16 protein-coding genes are annotated in these 14268 nt (G+C 71.4%); 9 read left to right on the forward strand and 7 right to left on the reverse strand.

Annotated features, from left to right (window positions below; all coding sequences use genetic code 11):
• Window positions 1-84 precede the first annotated feature (84 nt).
• Both ACIA5D_RS03040 and ACIA5D_RS03045 read left to right on the forward strand, forming a co-directional pair.
• Window positions 85-831 (forward strand): alpha/beta fold hydrolase, encoded by a 747-nt coding sequence (locus tag ACIA5D_RS03040; protein ID WP_396028132.1) that lies wholly within the window; start codon window positions 85-87, stop codon window positions 829-831.
• Between the two features lie 65 nt (window positions 832-896).
• The gene (locus tag ACIA5D_RS03045; protein WP_396028133.1) at window positions 897-1208 is read left to right on the forward strand and encodes a hypothetical protein; all 312 of its coding nucleotides are present in this window, start codon (window positions 897-899) and stop codon (window positions 1206-1208) included.
• 19 nt (window positions 1209-1227) lie between these two features.
• Here the strand turns inward: ACIA5D_RS03045 and ACIA5D_RS03050 are convergent, their stop codons facing one another.
• Window positions 1228-2010 (reverse strand): isocitrate lyase/phosphoenolpyruvate mutase family protein, encoded by a 783-nt coding sequence (locus ACIA5D_RS03050; protein ID WP_396028134.1) that lies wholly within the window; start codon window positions 2008-2010, stop codon window positions 1228-1230.
• Window positions 2011-2080: 70 nt separating this feature from the next.
• Between ACIA5D_RS03050 and ACIA5D_RS03055 the strand changes: the two genes are divergently transcribed.
• A complete protein-coding gene (locus ACIA5D_RS03055; RefSeq protein WP_396028135.1) occupies window positions 2081-3025 on the forward strand; it encodes a DUF5937 family protein in 945 nt (314 codons plus the stop codon).
• A gap of 69 nt (window positions 3026-3094) precedes the next feature.
• Here ACIA5D_RS03055 and ACIA5D_RS03060 read toward each other — a convergent pair whose 3' ends face one another.
• Window positions 3095-5227: a serine/threonine-protein kinase gene (locus tag ACIA5D_RS03060; protein ID WP_396028136.1), complete on the reverse strand. Its 2133-nt coding sequence runs from the start codon at window positions 5225-5227 to the stop codon at window positions 3095-3097.
• Between the two features lie 134 nt (window positions 5228-5361).
• Here ACIA5D_RS03060 and ACIA5D_RS03065 point away from each other — a divergent pair, with 134 nt between their 5' ends.
• A complete protein-coding gene (locus ACIA5D_RS03065) occupies window positions 5362-6987 on the forward strand; it encodes a CocE/NonD family hydrolase (protein WP_396028137.1) in 1626 nt (541 codons plus the stop codon).
• Window positions 6988-6994: 7 nt separating this feature from the next.
• On the opposite strand, the gene ACIA5D_RS03070 is transcribed toward ACIA5D_RS03065, so the two are convergent.
• On the reverse strand, window positions 6995-7351 hold the full coding sequence (locus ACIA5D_RS03070; protein WP_396028138.1) for a YybH family protein: 357 nt from the start codon (window positions 7349-7351) through the stop codon (window positions 6995-6997).
• The gene (locus tag ACIA5D_RS03075; RefSeq protein WP_396028139.1) at window positions 7348-8538 is read right to left on the reverse strand and encodes a serine hydrolase domain-containing protein; all 1191 of its coding nucleotides are present in this window, start codon (window positions 8536-8538) and stop codon (window positions 7348-7350) included. Before ACIA5D_RS03075 ends, ACIA5D_RS03070 begins: the two co-directional genes overlap by 4 nt.
• Before the next feature lie 87 nt (window positions 8539-8625).
• On the opposite strand from ACIA5D_RS03075, the gene ACIA5D_RS03080 reads away from it, so the two are divergent.
• Together ACIA5D_RS03080 and ACIA5D_RS03085 are read left to right on the forward strand one after the other, a co-directional pair.
• Entirely contained in the window at window positions 8626-9099 is a 474-nt protein-coding gene (locus ACIA5D_RS03080) for a hypothetical protein (protein WP_396028140.1), read from the forward strand.
• A 26-nt stretch (window positions 9100-9125) separates the two neighbouring features.
• Complete coding sequence (locus ACIA5D_RS03085; protein WP_396028141.1) at window positions 9126-9461, forward strand: hypothetical protein; 336 nt, start codon at window positions 9126-9128, stop codon at window positions 9459-9461.
• On the opposite strand, the gene ACIA5D_RS03090 is transcribed toward ACIA5D_RS03085, so the two are convergent.
• Entirely contained in the window at window positions 9446-9859 is a 414-nt protein-coding gene (locus ACIA5D_RS03090; protein WP_396028142.1) for a VanZ family protein, read from the reverse strand. The two genes, ACIA5D_RS03085 and ACIA5D_RS03090, sit on opposite strands and share 16 nt — an antisense overlap.
• Before the next feature lie 92 nt (window positions 9860-9951).
• Between ACIA5D_RS03090 and ACIA5D_RS03095 the strand changes: the two genes are divergently transcribed.
• Both ACIA5D_RS03095 and ACIA5D_RS03100 read left to right on the forward strand, forming a co-directional pair.
• Complete coding sequence (locus ACIA5D_RS03095; RefSeq protein ID WP_396028143.1) at window positions 9952-10554, forward strand: TetR/AcrR family transcriptional regulator; 603 nt, start codon at window positions 9952-9954, stop codon at window positions 10552-10554.
• A gap of 44 nt (window positions 10555-10598) precedes the next feature.
• Window positions 10599-12113 carry an MDR family MFS transporter gene (locus ACIA5D_RS03100; protein ID WP_396028144.1) on the forward strand — a complete coding sequence of 505 codons (1515 nt, stop codon included), beginning with the start codon at window positions 10599-10601 and terminating at the stop codon, window positions 12111-12113.
• Between the two features lie 91 nt (window positions 12114-12204).
• Here ACIA5D_RS03100 and ACIA5D_RS03105 read toward each other — a convergent pair whose 3' ends face one another.
• A complete protein-coding gene (locus ACIA5D_RS03105; RefSeq protein ID WP_396028145.1) occupies window positions 12205-12540 on the reverse strand; it encodes a YnfA family protein in 336 nt (111 codons plus the stop codon).
• Window positions 12541-12617: 77 nt separating this feature from the next.
• A complete protein-coding gene (locus ACIA5D_RS03110) occupies window positions 12618-12974 on the reverse strand; it encodes an STAS domain-containing protein (RefSeq protein ID WP_396028146.1) in 357 nt (118 codons plus the stop codon).
• A gap of 289 nt (window positions 12975-13263) precedes the next feature.
• Between ACIA5D_RS03110 and ACIA5D_RS03115 the strand changes: the two genes are divergently transcribed.
• A complete protein-coding gene (locus ACIA5D_RS03115; RefSeq protein ID WP_396028147.1) occupies window positions 13264-14268 on the forward strand; it encodes an AraC family transcriptional regulator in 1005 nt (334 codons plus the stop codon).

Below are 14268 nucleotides of genomic sequence, written 5' to 3' on the forward strand. Positions count from 1 at the left end.
CGGCAGTGGGTGGCCGCGCCGCCCGGGCCGCAAGGTCGCGACTGGCCTTTGCCTGACGCGGATCCGGCGGGAAACGTCGAGAGCATGAAGATCCTGCTCATCCACGGCCACCCGTTCGATCACACCCTGTGGGACCCGCAGGCGGCGGTCCTGCGCGAGGCCGGCCACGAAGTCATCGCTCCCGACCTGCGCGGCTACGGCATCTCGTCGGCAGATACCAGTGAAATAACCTATTTGTCAGACTTCGCCGGTGATCTCGTGGCACTGCTGGGGGCGGATCGGGCCGTCGTCGGCGGCGTCTCGATGGGCGGGCAGATCGCCATGGAGTTCTACCGCCGGTACCCCGACCGCGTCGCCGGCCTGATCCTCTCCGACACGTCGCCGGTCGGCGAGACCGAAGACGGCCGGAAATACCGCAACGACCTCGCCGACCGGCTCCTGGCCGAGGGCATGGCGGGCTACGCCGACGAGGTCCTCGACAAGATGATCACACCGGCCCACGTCAAGGAGCTCCCCGAGGTCGCCGCCCACGTCCGCCGGATGATGCTCGCCACCTCGCCGCGGGGCGCCGCGGCGGCGCTACGCGGACGAGCCGAGCGCCCCGACTATCAAGAAGACCTTGCACGCGTACGGGTGCCGACGCTGATCCTGGTCGGCGCCGAGGACGCCTACACGCCCATAGTGGACGCCGAGCTGATCCGGGATCTCGTCCCCGGCAGCGAGCTCGTGATCGTCGAGGACGCCGGACATCTGCCCGGCCTGGAACGCCCCGCGGAGGTCAACGCGGCCCTGCTGACGTTCCTCTCCTCACACTTCCCGGCCGAGGCGTGACCGACGTCATCGTGGTAGACCGGGACGGGCGGGGTATCGCAGCGCCCGAGCGAAAGGACAGCGACATGGCTAGAGACGATCTCACCACCGAAGCGGCCGAGGGCAGCCGCGACCGCCGGTTCCACGGCGGCTCGCCCGCCCACCTGGACGACGACGAGCTGGCCCGCCGCACCGAGGCCGAGCGGGCCGACGCCGGGGCTTCCGACTACGACCCCAACGACGTTCCTGCCGCCACCGACGACCCGGTTCCGTTCGACCCGGCCTTCGACGAGGACGAGCAGGACATCGAGAGCATCACCGCCCGCCAGGAGGCGGAGGGCGAGACGACGCCATTGAGCGCCGACAACCCGTTCCCGCCTACCAGGTACGCGGAGTAGGGCCGGAACAGCTTGTCTCTCAGGCCTGGAACAGCTTGTTCAGGTCGCCGTATTCGATGGCGTCTGTGATTGACGTGTAGGTGCCTGAGGTCAGCGCCTCTTGCACCGCTTTGCGCATCAGCGCGTAGGCGGCCTGGGCGACGCCTGAGCCCAGGCTCACCCGGGCCACGCCGAGCGCGGCCAGCTCGGCCACTGTTGGGGCGCCCGGCCAGACGAGGATGTTCAGCGGGGCTGAGATCTTGGCGACCAGCTCGCCGATGAGCTCCGGGTCGACCGCGCCCGGCACGAAGATGCCGTCCGCCCCGGCCTCGAGATACGCCTCGGCGCGCGCCACCGTGTCGGCGAGGTCGGCCTTGCCGCGCAGGTAGTTGTCGATCCGTGCGTTGATGAACAGGTCTTCGCGCGGCGCCGCCTCGCGGGCCGCGACCAGCCGGGCCACCATCTCGCCGACGGGACGCACGGAGTCCTCGAGGTTGACGCCCGCGGCGCCGGCCGCGACCACACCCCGGATCGTCTCGGCCACCCCCGCCGGGTCGTCGCCGAAGCCCGACTCGATGTCGGCGGTCACCGGCACCGAGACGGCGGCCACCACGCGCCGCACGGCGGCGACCGCCGCGTCGCGGTCGAGGGCGTCGCCGTCGGGGGCGCCGAGGCTCCAGGCGACGCCGGCGCTGGTGGTGGCGACGACCGGGGCGCCCGCCGCCTCGGCGACGCGGGCGCTGGCCGCGTCCCAGGCGTTGGGGAGCACCAGCGGCGAGCCCGGGACGTGCAGGGAACGGAGAAGTGCGGCTTGTTGGGTCACCGCATCAGTCTTCGCGATAGGCGCCCGAAAGCGTAAGGTTTCAGCTCCGGCTAAATCCACGGAGGCGGAATTGGCCACCATCGGCCTGTCGGCGGCGGCCGCGACGCGCATCCGCTTCGCCGTGAGCTGCCTGTGGGAGGTGCTGGCGAGCATCCGCATCCTCCGCGACCCGGGCGTGCCCGAGGTGCACCGGCGCTGGGCCGCGCGGGCTCGCGGGGGCGTCGACGAGGGCGGCCTGCTCTGGAACCTGGTGGCCCCGACCGGCGGCTACACGCCCGACTTCCTGACCCCGCCGCCGAGTGGGCTGGCCGGCGACCTCGGGCGTGAGCTGGCCGGCCTGCGGTCCACGCCGCCGTCGGTGGTCCGTGCCCACCTCGATCTGGCCGGCATGAGAGGCCCGCTACGCGACGATCCCGAGTCGGTTCTGTCCCGCCTGTCCGACGAGATCGCCGAGTACTGGTCGGTGGCAATCGCGCCCGATTGGTCCCGCATGCGCGCCCTGCTGGACGCCGAGGTCCAGCGCCGGGCCCGCCGCCTGGCCGAGACCGGCAGCGCCGCCATCCTCGACGACCTGCATCCGAGCGTGACCTGGCGCGACGGCGAGCTGACCATCGACCAGCCGCATTGCGCGGCGGCGGACGTCCCCGACGGTGCCGGCCTCATCCTGATCCCGTCGGTCTTCGTCTGGCCCTCGGTGCTGACGGTCACGGCCGGCGAGATCCCGCAGCTCGCGTATCCCGCGCGGGGCGTGGCCACGCTGTGGGAGCGCTCGTCCCGCGAGCCGGACGCTCTGACGGCCCTGCTGGGCCGGGGCCGGGCACGCCTGCTGGCCGAGCTGGCGACGCCGCTGTCCACAACCGAGCTGTCGCGGCGCACCGGCCTGACTCCCGGCGGCGTCTCGCAGCATTTGACGACGCTGCGGGCGGCCGGGCTGGTGGTGACCCATCGTCAGGGGCGCTCGCTCCTGAACACCCGCACCGCGGTCGCCGACGCATTGCTCTCCGCAGCCTCGTAGCTCACGGAGCCTCGTAGCTCACCGGGCCTCGCAGCTCACCGGGTCTCGCAGCTCACTGGGCCTCGCAGCTCACAGCGGCAGGACCACCGGCGTGGGCGTGCCGGCAACGCAGGTGATGGTCATGCGGTACCGGGCCGGCGTGCCCTGGAAGGCGACCGAGGCGGTGAGCGCCGGGCCCGGCTCGACCTTCTCCACCGTGAAGCCCGGTTTCGCCTCCCAGTAGGTCAGCGTGGCCTTGCCCGCGCCGCAGGTTGCGAACGCGAAGCCCCCGGGCGAGTCGAGCCGCTTGCCCTGTGGCGCGGCCGAGTTGATCGCGGACGGGCTCGGTTCCGCGCTCGGGTTGCCGCCGGCGCCGGGCGTAGATCCGGCCGCGGCGCTTCCCGTGCTCACCGAGACGCTCGGCTCGGAGGCCACCGGCGGACGCACGGGCACGTCGGTGGCGGTCGCTTGGGTGACGCCGCTGCCGTTACTCACCGCGGGCGCCCCCAATCCACTGCTCACGCTGGGTGCGACAGATGCGGTGTCGGCGGCGGTCGGCGCCGAACCGCCCCTTCGCGACGGTCCCCCCAGCGCCATCCCGATCAGCGCCGTGATCACGATCGCCAGGATGGCGCCGATCATCAGCACCCGCCGCCGCTCCCCGAGAAGCCGCGACAGTCCGCCGGCTTCGTCGTGGTCATCCTCCCCATTGCGTACGCCGAGAGCACCGCCCCCGCGTCCCCACCGGTCCGGGGAGTCCCACCGGGCGCCGGGCGCCGTCCCGTCGAGCGACCCCACCCGCAGGTTCCCCGAGCTTCGCGCCGCCCCGGCCGTCTGCCCGGCATTCCGGCGTCCACCGATTCCGGGCCCGGCCGCCGCGCCACCGGGATCGGCCGCCCCCGGGCCGGCGTTGGCGCCGCGATCGGCCTCGCGCGCGCTCCCCGCGGCCCCGGAAAGATCCGGTCCGGCGTTGACGCCCCGCCGTCCCGCGGTCGCCGTCCCGCCGCCGCCTTCACCCGACACCTCACCGCCAACACCCGATGCCCCTCGGCCCGCACCCAGCGCGCCACCGCCCGCACCCAGCTCGCCGCCGCCCACACCCGGCGCCCCACCGCCCGCACCCAGCGCGCCGCCGCCCGCACCCGGCGCGCCACCGCCCACACCCGGCGCCCCGCCGCCCGCACCCAGCGCCCCGCCGCCCACACCCAGCGCCCCGCCGCCCACACCCGGCGCCCCGCCGGCCGGCCCGCGCCTGCCGGCGTCCGGCTCGGCCCGGTCCGCACGTCCACCGGCCGCTCCGCTCGCGGGGCGCGACCGCACCGACGTCTCGGCGTCGAGGTCGTCGGCCCGGTCGTCGGCGGGTGAGGGGATTCGCGGGGCGCCCGCTCCCCCTCGTACGGAATCGGAAAAGATCGCGGCCTCGGCCGCGTCGGCCAGCGTCGACGACACCTCGCTCGCGCTCGGGCGGGAATCGGGATCCTTGCCGAGGCAGCGGTCGATCAGTTCGCGCACCGCCGGCGACACGCCCGGCACCGGCGGCAGCGGCGACGGATCCTGGTAGATGTGGGCACGCAACATCTGGGTCGTGCTCTCCACCGACCACGGCGACTCGTCGGCGAGCAGCCGGTAGAGCAGAACGCCCAGGGCGTACACGTCGGAGGCCGGCACGATCAGGTCGCCGGTCAGGCGCTCGGGCGCCAGGTAGGCGGGCGTTCCCACCAGCATCTCTTCCGGCGACGCCGGGCCCGCGGCGGCCGCGATGCCGAAATCCACGACCTTGGCGCCCGCCGGCGTGACCATGATGTTGGCCATCTTGATGTCGCGATGCACCAGGCCGCGCGCGTGTGCGGCGGCCAGCGCGGCGGCCACCTCGCCGCAGATGCGGAAGACCGTGCGCGGCGGCAGCTTGCCGCCCGCGACGCGCTGCTGGAGGGTCGGGCCGTTGACCAGCTCCATCACCACGTAGGGCGTGCCCGTGCCGGTGGCCTCGCCGTAGTCGTAGACCTGCGCGATGTTCGGGTGGGACAGCGTCGCGGCCGCGCGCGCCTCGTCGCGGATGCGGGCGCGCGACTGGGGATCGCCGGAGTACCGTCCGGCGAGGAGTTTGACAGCGACCGGCCGCCCGAGCACCTCGTCCCGGGCGCGCCACACCACCGCCATGCCACCACTGCCGAGTTCGTCCAGCAATTTGTAGCGGCCGCCGAGCGTCTGCCGAACCTCCACCGTGGCAGTGTGCCCGTCCGGCCGCAAAATCGCACATCGCGAACCACTCGAATGCCATTCACATTTCAATTCTTGCCGTGATCCACTTACCGTTTCGAGCGGTTTCCAGAATTGATCAAGGACAAGGGGCGCGGATGCTTGGCGAGGCTTTCCTCAGTCGGTCGCTGGGCCTGCCGGCGGCACGCAACGACTACACGGTCTCGCCGGTGCGCACCCCGATGCGCGACGGCGTCTTGCTGCTGGGCGATCACTTCAAACCCTTGTCGCGTACGCCCCGGGGCACGATCCTCGTCCGCACGCCGTACGGCCGCGGCCTGCCGATGTCGTTGCTCAACGGCCGGGTCTTCGCTGCGCGCGGCTACCACGTGGTGATCCAGAGCGTCCGGGGGACATTCGGCTCCGGCGGGACGTTCCGCCCGATGGCACAGGAGACGCTCGACGGCCCCGACACCGTCGCGTGGCTGCGTGAGCAACCCTGGTTCGACGGCCGCCTGGCCACCCTCGGCGCGTCCTACGTCGGGTGGACACAGTGGAGCTCGCTGATCTCGCCACCGCCGGAGCTGCGTGCCGCCGTCGTGATCGTCGGCCCGCACGATTTCCGGACGGCGGTGTACGGGACGGGTTCGTTCACGCTCGGCGACTTCCTGGGGTGGAGCGACCAGGTCGCCCATCAGGAGGACGGCGGCTACCTGCGCCGACTGCTGAACGCGGCGACCGCCCCGCGCCGGCTGAGGCCCGCCCTGGAGGGTCTCCCGCTGCCCACCGCCGCCGATCCGGTGCTGCGCGGCCGGGCGCCCTGGTACCGGGAGTGGTTGTCCCATCCCGCGGAGGAGGACCCGTGGTGGGAGCCGTACCGGGCCGGCGAGGCGCTGGAACGCGTCACCGCGCCGATCCTGCTGATCAGCGGCTGGCAGGATCTGTTCCTCGATCAGACGCTGCAGCAGTACGAGACCCTGCAGCGCCGGGGTGTCGAGGTCGGCTTGACCGTCGGCCCGTGGACCCACCTGGACGTCGGCACCCGCGGCGTCGGCATCGCGGTCCGCGAGACCCTGGCCTGGCTGGACGAGCACATGGCCGGCGAGCCCGCGGCGCGCAAGTCACCCGTCCGGCTTCATCGCACGGGCGAGTCCCGCTGGCACAACCTCGCGTCGTGGCCTCCCACCACGACGCCGGTGGTGTTCCAGCCCCACGCCGACCGAACCCTGACCACCGCCACCGACGCCTCCCCCGGCGAAACCGTCGGCTTCCGCTACGACCCGGCCCACCCCACGCCGGCGCTCGGCGGCCGCACCCTGACCGGCACGATGGGCGTCAAGGACAACCGCCCCCTCGAAGCCCGCCCCGACGTGGTCACGTTCACGACCGACCCGCTGCCCACCGCGGTCGACGTGGCCGGCCGCCCGGCCCTGGCCCTGGCGATCGCCGTGGACCCACCCCACGCCGACGTCTTCGTCCGCCTCTGCGACGTGGACGACCACGGCCGCTCCCGCAACTTCAGCGACGCGATGCTCCGCCTCGGCCCGGAGACGCCGGCCGGCGAGACCCAGCACCTCACCCTCACGCTCGACCCGTGCTTCCACCGCCTGCGGGCCGGCCACCGCCTGCGCCTGCAGATCTCGGGCGGCGCGTTCCCGCGTTTCGCCCGCAACCTCGGCATGCCCGGCGCACCGGTCGATGGTCACGTGCTGCGCCCCTCGGCCCACACGATCGACTGCCGTGCCACGACCCTGACCCTGCCGGTAGCCGCCGCCGAGCGCTGACGGAGGCTCATGCCGGGTGCTGCATCCACCACTCGGTGAACTGCCGGGCCTGGCCGAGATTGTCGAGCCGGAGGACCCACAGGTTGCTGAACGTCTTCTTCGGATATCGCGTCGTGGCCTCGATGACCGCGAGGTCTTCGGTGACGATCAACGGATGCCATTCGAACGACGTGGTGCCCGGCTTGTCGCGGTGCGCCAGCCAGCCCGTGACAATGGCGTCGCGCCCCACCCACGGTTTCGCGAACGGCTCGGTGAAATACGCGGCGTCCTCGGCGAAAAGGTCGGCGATGTCATGCGGATCATTCGACTCCCACGCCTTGCGATAGTTGTCCATCCACGCCGTCACCGCGTCGAGACTGCTCATCGCGCGCCCTCCCCAGGGTCTGGATCACGATACGCCAGGCGGTTGAACTCCGTCAGCGCCCCGTTCCACAGCAGGTCGGTCACCTGGCTCAGGACGATCGAGATGAGCCCTTCGTTGGGGTCGTTGAACCAGCTCGTCCCGTAACCGCCGGCCCACCCGTAGCGTCCGGCCTTCGACACCTCGTCGTCGGCCACGGTCACCGCCATGCCGTAGCCCCACCCGCTGCCACCGAGCAGGAAGCCGCCGCTCTCGATCTGGGCGGGCGTCAGGTGGTTGCGGGTCATCGACGCCACCGACTGCGCCGACAGCAGCCGGGTGCCGCCGTGCACCCCGCCCTCGAGCAGCATGCGGGCGAAGGCCAGGAAGTCGTCGGCCGTCGACACGAGCCCGCCCGACCCGGACGGGAACGCGGGCGGCCGGCTCCAGACCTCGGGGCCGGTGTCGGTGCGCTCGCCCAGCACCCCCGTCCCGGGGTCGGTCATGTAGTAGGCGGGCAGCTCGGCCGCGCGGTCGAAAGGCAGCCAGAAGCCGGTCTGCGTCATGCCGAGCGGGGCGAACACGCGGTCGTGGAGAACCTCGGCGAGCGGGCGATCGTCGGCGCGGGCCAGCAACGCGCCGAGGATGAACGTGCCGGCGTTGTACATCCAGCTCTCGCCGGGCTGGTGGATCAGCGGGAGCGAGCCGAAGCGCCGGACCCACTCGTCGGGGCCGTGCGGGGTGCGCGGGTCGGGCTCGGCGAGCGCCAGCCCCAGCTCGCGCCAGGCCTCGACGATCGGATAGGGCGGGTTGATCGTGTCGCCGTCGAGAACGAAGCCGAAGCCGAGCGTGAAGGTGAGCAGGTCTTCGACGGTGACCGGGCGGGCCGGCTCGACCGTGTCGCCGAGCGGGCCGCCGGGGCGGCGCAGCACCCGCTGGCCGGCGAGCTCGGGCAGCAGCTTGGCGACCGGCTCTTCGAGGTCGATGTGGTCGTCTTCGGCGAGCCGGAGGGCGGCGGCCGCCATCACCGGCTTGGTCATCGACGCGATACGGAACGGGGTGTCGCGCCGCATCGGGACGTCGCCGCCGAACCGGGTGACGCCCACGGTGTGGACCGTGACGTCGTCGCCGCGGGCGACCAGCACGACCACACCGGGGAACTCGCCGTGCCCGACCCGGGCGGCGATGGCATCGCGGAGAGGTGAGCTCATGCCGACAGCCTGCCAGCACCCGCCGACATTTTCCGGCCCCGATCACGGCGGCCGGAAACGTCGGAGGGCCTCGCTAGGGTCACCGGCATGGACCAGAACTGGCGGCACCTCCCACCCCCGGCCCGCCCGATCGCGGCCGCCACGACCGCCGCCGTCGACGCGGCCCAGCGCCGCGACGACGAGGCGCTGACCGCCGCGGCCGACGACCTCGCCGGGCTCGATCAGGCGCAGACCGGGCTGGTGCTGGGCACTCTGGTGCGGCTGTTGCTCGAAGAGACGCATCCCGACGGCATCGACGGCGAGGCCGTGCGCGCGGTCCTCGAGCGCAGCGTCCGCTCCGCCGCGCAGTGGCAGCCCGAGGTCGACCCGCATGTGGTGTTGCTGCTGCTGGCGGGCGCGCTCGGCGTCACCGCCGAAGACGACGACACGCCCCCGCCCAAGCCCGGCGTGCTGGCCCGCCACGCCGCCCTGCTGGCCGCCGAGCTGCTCGGCCCCCGCCCGGTCCCCCCGTTCCTCACCGCCACGTTCACCGAGATCCAGCGGGCTCAGCTCAACGACTGATCAAAAGATCACTCGTTGTGCAGGGCATGCTCCTCGAGTTGCGGCCGATCGTCCGCGTCCGCGACCTCGCCGCCTCGATCCCGTTCTACGAGCAGTTCGGCGCCGAGGTGGTCCACGGCGGCCACGACTCCGGCTGGGTCCTTCTCCAGCTCGGCGTCGTCCAGATCGTCCTGATCGCCGCCGAGGCGCCCGGCGTCGAGCTGCATTTCGGCGCCGCCATGCCGCTCGACGAGCTGGAACGACGGCTGCATCGGGCCGGCTACCCGATCGCCGAGGTGGCGTTCGACCGTGACTTCGGCGAGCAGCTCCGTCTCCGTACCCCCGATGGGCTGGAAATCAAGATCACTCAGCGGGACGGCTGACCGGGGCGGGCGAGGCGCAGAAGCCCGAGCCCGAGCAGGCCGCCGACGGCGTTGGCGACCAGGTCGTTGATGTCGACGGTGCGCCGGCCGTCGAGCGTGAGGTTGATGATCAGCTGGGCGATCTCGATGCTAAGGCTGGCCGCGACCGAGCACGCGAGCATCCGCCAGAACGTGCCGGTCCGCGGCAGGCAGACCGGCAGCAGCACCCCGAACGGCACGAACATGACGACGTTGAGCAGGAAGCTCGGCGCGTCCACCTCGAACGGCTCGAGCCGCAGCGGCGTCCAGGCGGTCTCGCCCAGGTAGTCGGTGGGGTCGGGCGAGAAATCGGGCGGAAGCGTCAGGGCCAGGACACCCAGGACGTAAACCAGGAGCAGGGGTGTCGCGAGGCGCCGCACGACCTCCAACCTAGCCAGGGCCGCAGTAACGCAGGTCACTGCACTCAATGAAAGTTTGCAGTGCCTGCAAGATTGCACGTAACCTCGCGGCCGTGGGCGAGACCCAGCCGGAGCCCGGACGCCGGGACCGCAAGAAGCAACAGACCCGTTCCGCGCTGATGAGCGCCGCGCTGCGTCTGGTGGACGAGCGCGGCCTCGACCGGGTGACCGTCGAGGAGATCAGCGCGGCCGCCGACGTCTCGTCGCGGACGTTCTTCAACTACTTCGCCACCAAGGACGACGCCATCCTCGGCGATCCCGTGATGGAGGGCCCGGTGGTCTGCCGGCGGCTCCTGGCGCAGCCCCCCGAGGTGCCGATCGTGGACGCTGTGCTGCAGGTCTTCGACCCGGCGATCGAGCAGATCCAGGCCGAGCGCGAGCTGTGGCTGCTGCGAATGCGGGTGATCAAGAACAACCCGGCGCTCCTGCCGGTGCTGTTCACCCGCGGCGCCGTCGAGGAGGAGCGGTTCGTGGCGGCCGTCGCCGAACGGGTGGGCGTCCCGAAAGATCACACCTTCCCGGTGCTGACCGCGGCCCTTACCGGCGCGGCGTTCCGGACCGCGATGATGCGCTGGGCGACCTCCGGAACGAACGAGCATTTGTCCAAATATGTGAATGAGTCCTTTGCGTTACTAAGGAACGGACTGAAGAGTTGACAGCCACCCTCGGCGAAGCGACCGCGACCGAATCACCCGCGAGGATGACCCCCCGCGAGGTCATCCAGGCCCTCTCCGGCCTGATGCTCGGCATGTTCGTGTCGATCCTCGCCTCGACCATCGTCTCGAACGCCCTGCCCCGGATCATCGCCGACCTCGGCGGCAGCCAGTCCGTCTACACCTGGATCGTCACCACCGAGCTGCTCGCGATGACCGCGACCGTCCCGCTCTGGGGCAAGCTCGCCGACCTCTACAGCAAGAAGCTGCTCATCCAGCTCTCGCTGCTGCTGTTCGTGGCCGGCTCGCTGATCGCCGGCTTCGCCCCGAACGTCGAGATCCTCATCGTCAGCCGGGTGGCACAGGGCGTCGGCGCGGGTGGCATGAGCGCCCTCGCCATGATCGTGATGGCCGCGATGATCCCGCCGCGCGAGCTGGGCCGCTACTCCGGCATGTTCGGCGCGGTCTTCGGCGTGGCGACGATCGCCGGCCCGCTGATCGGCGGCGTGCTGGTCGACACCGACTGGCTCGGCTGGCGCTGGTGCTTCTTCATCGGCGTGCCGTTCTCGGTGGCCGCGATCGCCCTGCTGCAGAGGACGCTGCACCTGCCGACCATCCGTCGCCAGGTGAAGATCGACTGGCTGGGCGCCGGGCTGATCACCGCGGGCGTCTGCGCGCTGCTGATCTGGTCGACGCTGGCCGGGCAGCACTTCGCCTGGGCGTCGTGGCAGACCGCGGCATTCGTGATCGGCGGCCTGGCGCTGCTGGCACTGGCGGTGTGGGCCGAGTCCAAGGCCACCGAGCCGATCATCCCGCTGCGCATCTTCCGCAGCCGCACGGTGACCCTCACCATCGTGGCCAGCGTGCTGGTCGGCGTGGCGCTGTTCGGCGGCACGGTGTTCCTGTCGCAGTACTTCCAGGTCGCTCTCGGTAAGTCTCCGACGATCGCGGGCCTCATGAGCCTGCCGATGATTTTCGGTCTGCTGCTCTCCTCGACGATTGCCGGCCAGCTCATCACGAAATTCGGCAGATGGAAGATGTACCTGGTCGCGGGCGCCGTCGTGATGACGGTTGGCATGCTGCTGCTGAGCATGATCGACGCACACACCAGCGTGCTGACGCTGTCGGCGTACATGCTGGTGCTCGGCGTCGGCGTCGGCATGCTGATGCAGAACCTGGTGCTCGCCGCGCAGAACGACGTGCCGGCCGCCGAGCTCGGCGCGGCAACCTCGGCGCTGACGTTCTTCCGCAGCATGGGCGGCGCGATCGGCGTGAGCGCGCTCGGCGCGGTGCTGTCCAACCGCGTGACCTCGCTGTTCGCCGAGAAGTTCGGCGCCGCGGCGGCCTCGGCCGGCGACGGCAAGGTGCCCGACCTGTCCACGCTGCCGCCGCAGGTCCTGTCGGTGATCAAGGACATCTACGGCGAAGCCACGTCCGACCTCTTCCTGGTCGGCGCCCCCATCGCCTTCCTGGCGATCATTGCGGTTCTGTTCATCAAGGAGAAGCCGCTGTCGACGCTCTCCGGCGAAGAGCGCCGGGCCCAAGAAGCAGCAATGCATTGAGGGGTACGAGGGCCGGCCGCGCGCCGGCCCTCACGGCCCTGCGGGCGTCCCGGCCGCCCCCGCCGTTTCCCGTCGGCGCGGGGAGACCTGGTCACGCGCCTCGCGGCGCGTACATGATGACGGCCACCCCCACCAGGCACAGCGCCGCCCCGATCACGTCGTACCGGTCCGGTCGGAATCGGTCGACGAGCATCCCCCAGACGAGTGAACCCGCCACGAAGACCCCGCCGTAGGCCGCGAGGATCCGGCCGAAATGCGGGTCGGGCTGAAGGGTCGCGACGAAGCCGTACGCGCCGAGCGCGAGCACCCCGGCCCCCGCGAACAGCAGCCCACGATGCTCCCGGACACCCTGCCAGACCAGCCAGGCCCCGCCGATCTCGGCGATCGCGGCCAGCACGAACAGCGCGATGGAACGCAGCACGGTCACGTGCCGCATTCAACCAGGCCGCACTCAACCAGGCCGCATTCAACCAGGCTGCACTCAGCCAGGATGCGGGGCGCGGCTCAGGACGGGCGCAGGCCCACCGACGTACGCGGCTGGGGTGGCTCGGCGCAGCCGAGGAGGCCGACCAGGCCCGAGACCCACAGCTGGCGGTAGACCGTCGGGCTGGGGTGGCTGACCACCAGCTTGACGCCGCTCGCGGCCGCGGTGTGGAAGCAGGCGACGAGTATGCCGATCCCGATGCTGTCGATCAGCATCACCCGTTGCAGGTCGAGGCAGATCTTTCCCGGCGTGCTGCTGGTCAGGACGTCGTTCACGGCGTCCCGCATCACGTGGGCGTTGTCCAGGTCGATCTCTCCGCTGGGCGCGATCTCGACGGTGCCATCGGCCAACTGGCGGGTAGTGATCGGCAGATACACGGCTGCCCTCTTCCTGGCGTCGAGCGGGCCGACGCCGAACCCTACCGCGTGGAGGCGCGCACCGGCCGAAATGGCCTGAGCCGGACGCTGGGCGCCTCGCCTGCACGCCGCTTCTCCCACCGCGTTCCTACAACAATCCGCTGGCCTGCAAGTTACGCCACGTAGGCGCGGAACGCCAGAGTAGTTCATATGGCCTGAATGTGCTGGAACGGTCAGCGCGTGGCGGCAACGTTGACGTTCCACGCATCGGGGCCGAATACTCACGGTATGCGATGGAGTTCGCTTCGGCATGGGTGACTTCTACTTGACGGCCGGCCCTACGTACTCCGAAGTGCCCGACATCGTCCACTTCAGCAGCGTAGATATCGATCAGGCTCGGTCGGTGCTAAATCGTTTCTACTATCCTGTGGCAGTCGGCACGCCGGAGGGCGCGGACAGCTTCGGCCTCGGAGTCGAAGTGATCCAACTCGGACCATTGACGGTCGGACAAATCAGCTTCGCTGGCCCGGTCAGCCTGGTGGTGGCCGAGCTGGACGCCTACCACGTGAGCATGCCCACCACCGGGCGTATGCAGGCCCGGCACGCCGGGCACGAGGTCGTGGCCGGCCCGTCCACCGGCGTCGTCTTCGGACCGGGAAACCCGGTCTACACGATGCACGACGCCAACTCGGCCGAACTCGCCGTGAAGATCGAACGGGACGCGCTCGAGCAGGAGCTGGCCGGCCTGCTGGGCCGCCCGGTCCAGGGACCCATCGACCTGCCGCCCGCCATCGACCTCTCCGGCGGGCCCGGGCACAGCTGGAGCCGGCTCGTACGCCTTCTGCGTGACGAGCTCGAGTACCCCGAAAGCCTGATCTATCAGCCGCTGATCGCCGAGCAGTTGCGCAGCAGCGTGCTGAGCGGCCTGCTGCTGAGCATCCCGCACCGGTACCACGAAGAGCTGACCGGCCCGGCCACCGCGGGCCCGCCGCGGGCCATCCGGCGGGCGGTCGACGCCATCCACGACGAGCCCGAGAAGCCGTTCACCGTGGGCGACCTGGCCACGATCGCCGGGATGAGCGTGCGGTCGCTCCAGGAGGGCTTCCGGCGGCATCTGGGGTGCACACCGATGGCGTACCTGCAACAGGAGCGGCTGCTGCGGGCGCACGAGACACTGCGCCGAGCCGACCCGTTGCACGTGACAGTGGCCGCGGTGGCGCATCGCTGGGGCTTTGCGCACCTCGGCCGCTTCGCGTCGGCCTACCGCGCCCGGTTCGACGAGCCGCCGTCGGACACCCTACGGCGGTGTGGCTGA

The organism is Actinoplanes sp. NPDC051513, from assembly GCF_044454685.1.
Classification (GTDB): Bacteria; Actinomycetota; Actinomycetes; order Mycobacteriales; family Micromonosporaceae; genus Actinoplanes.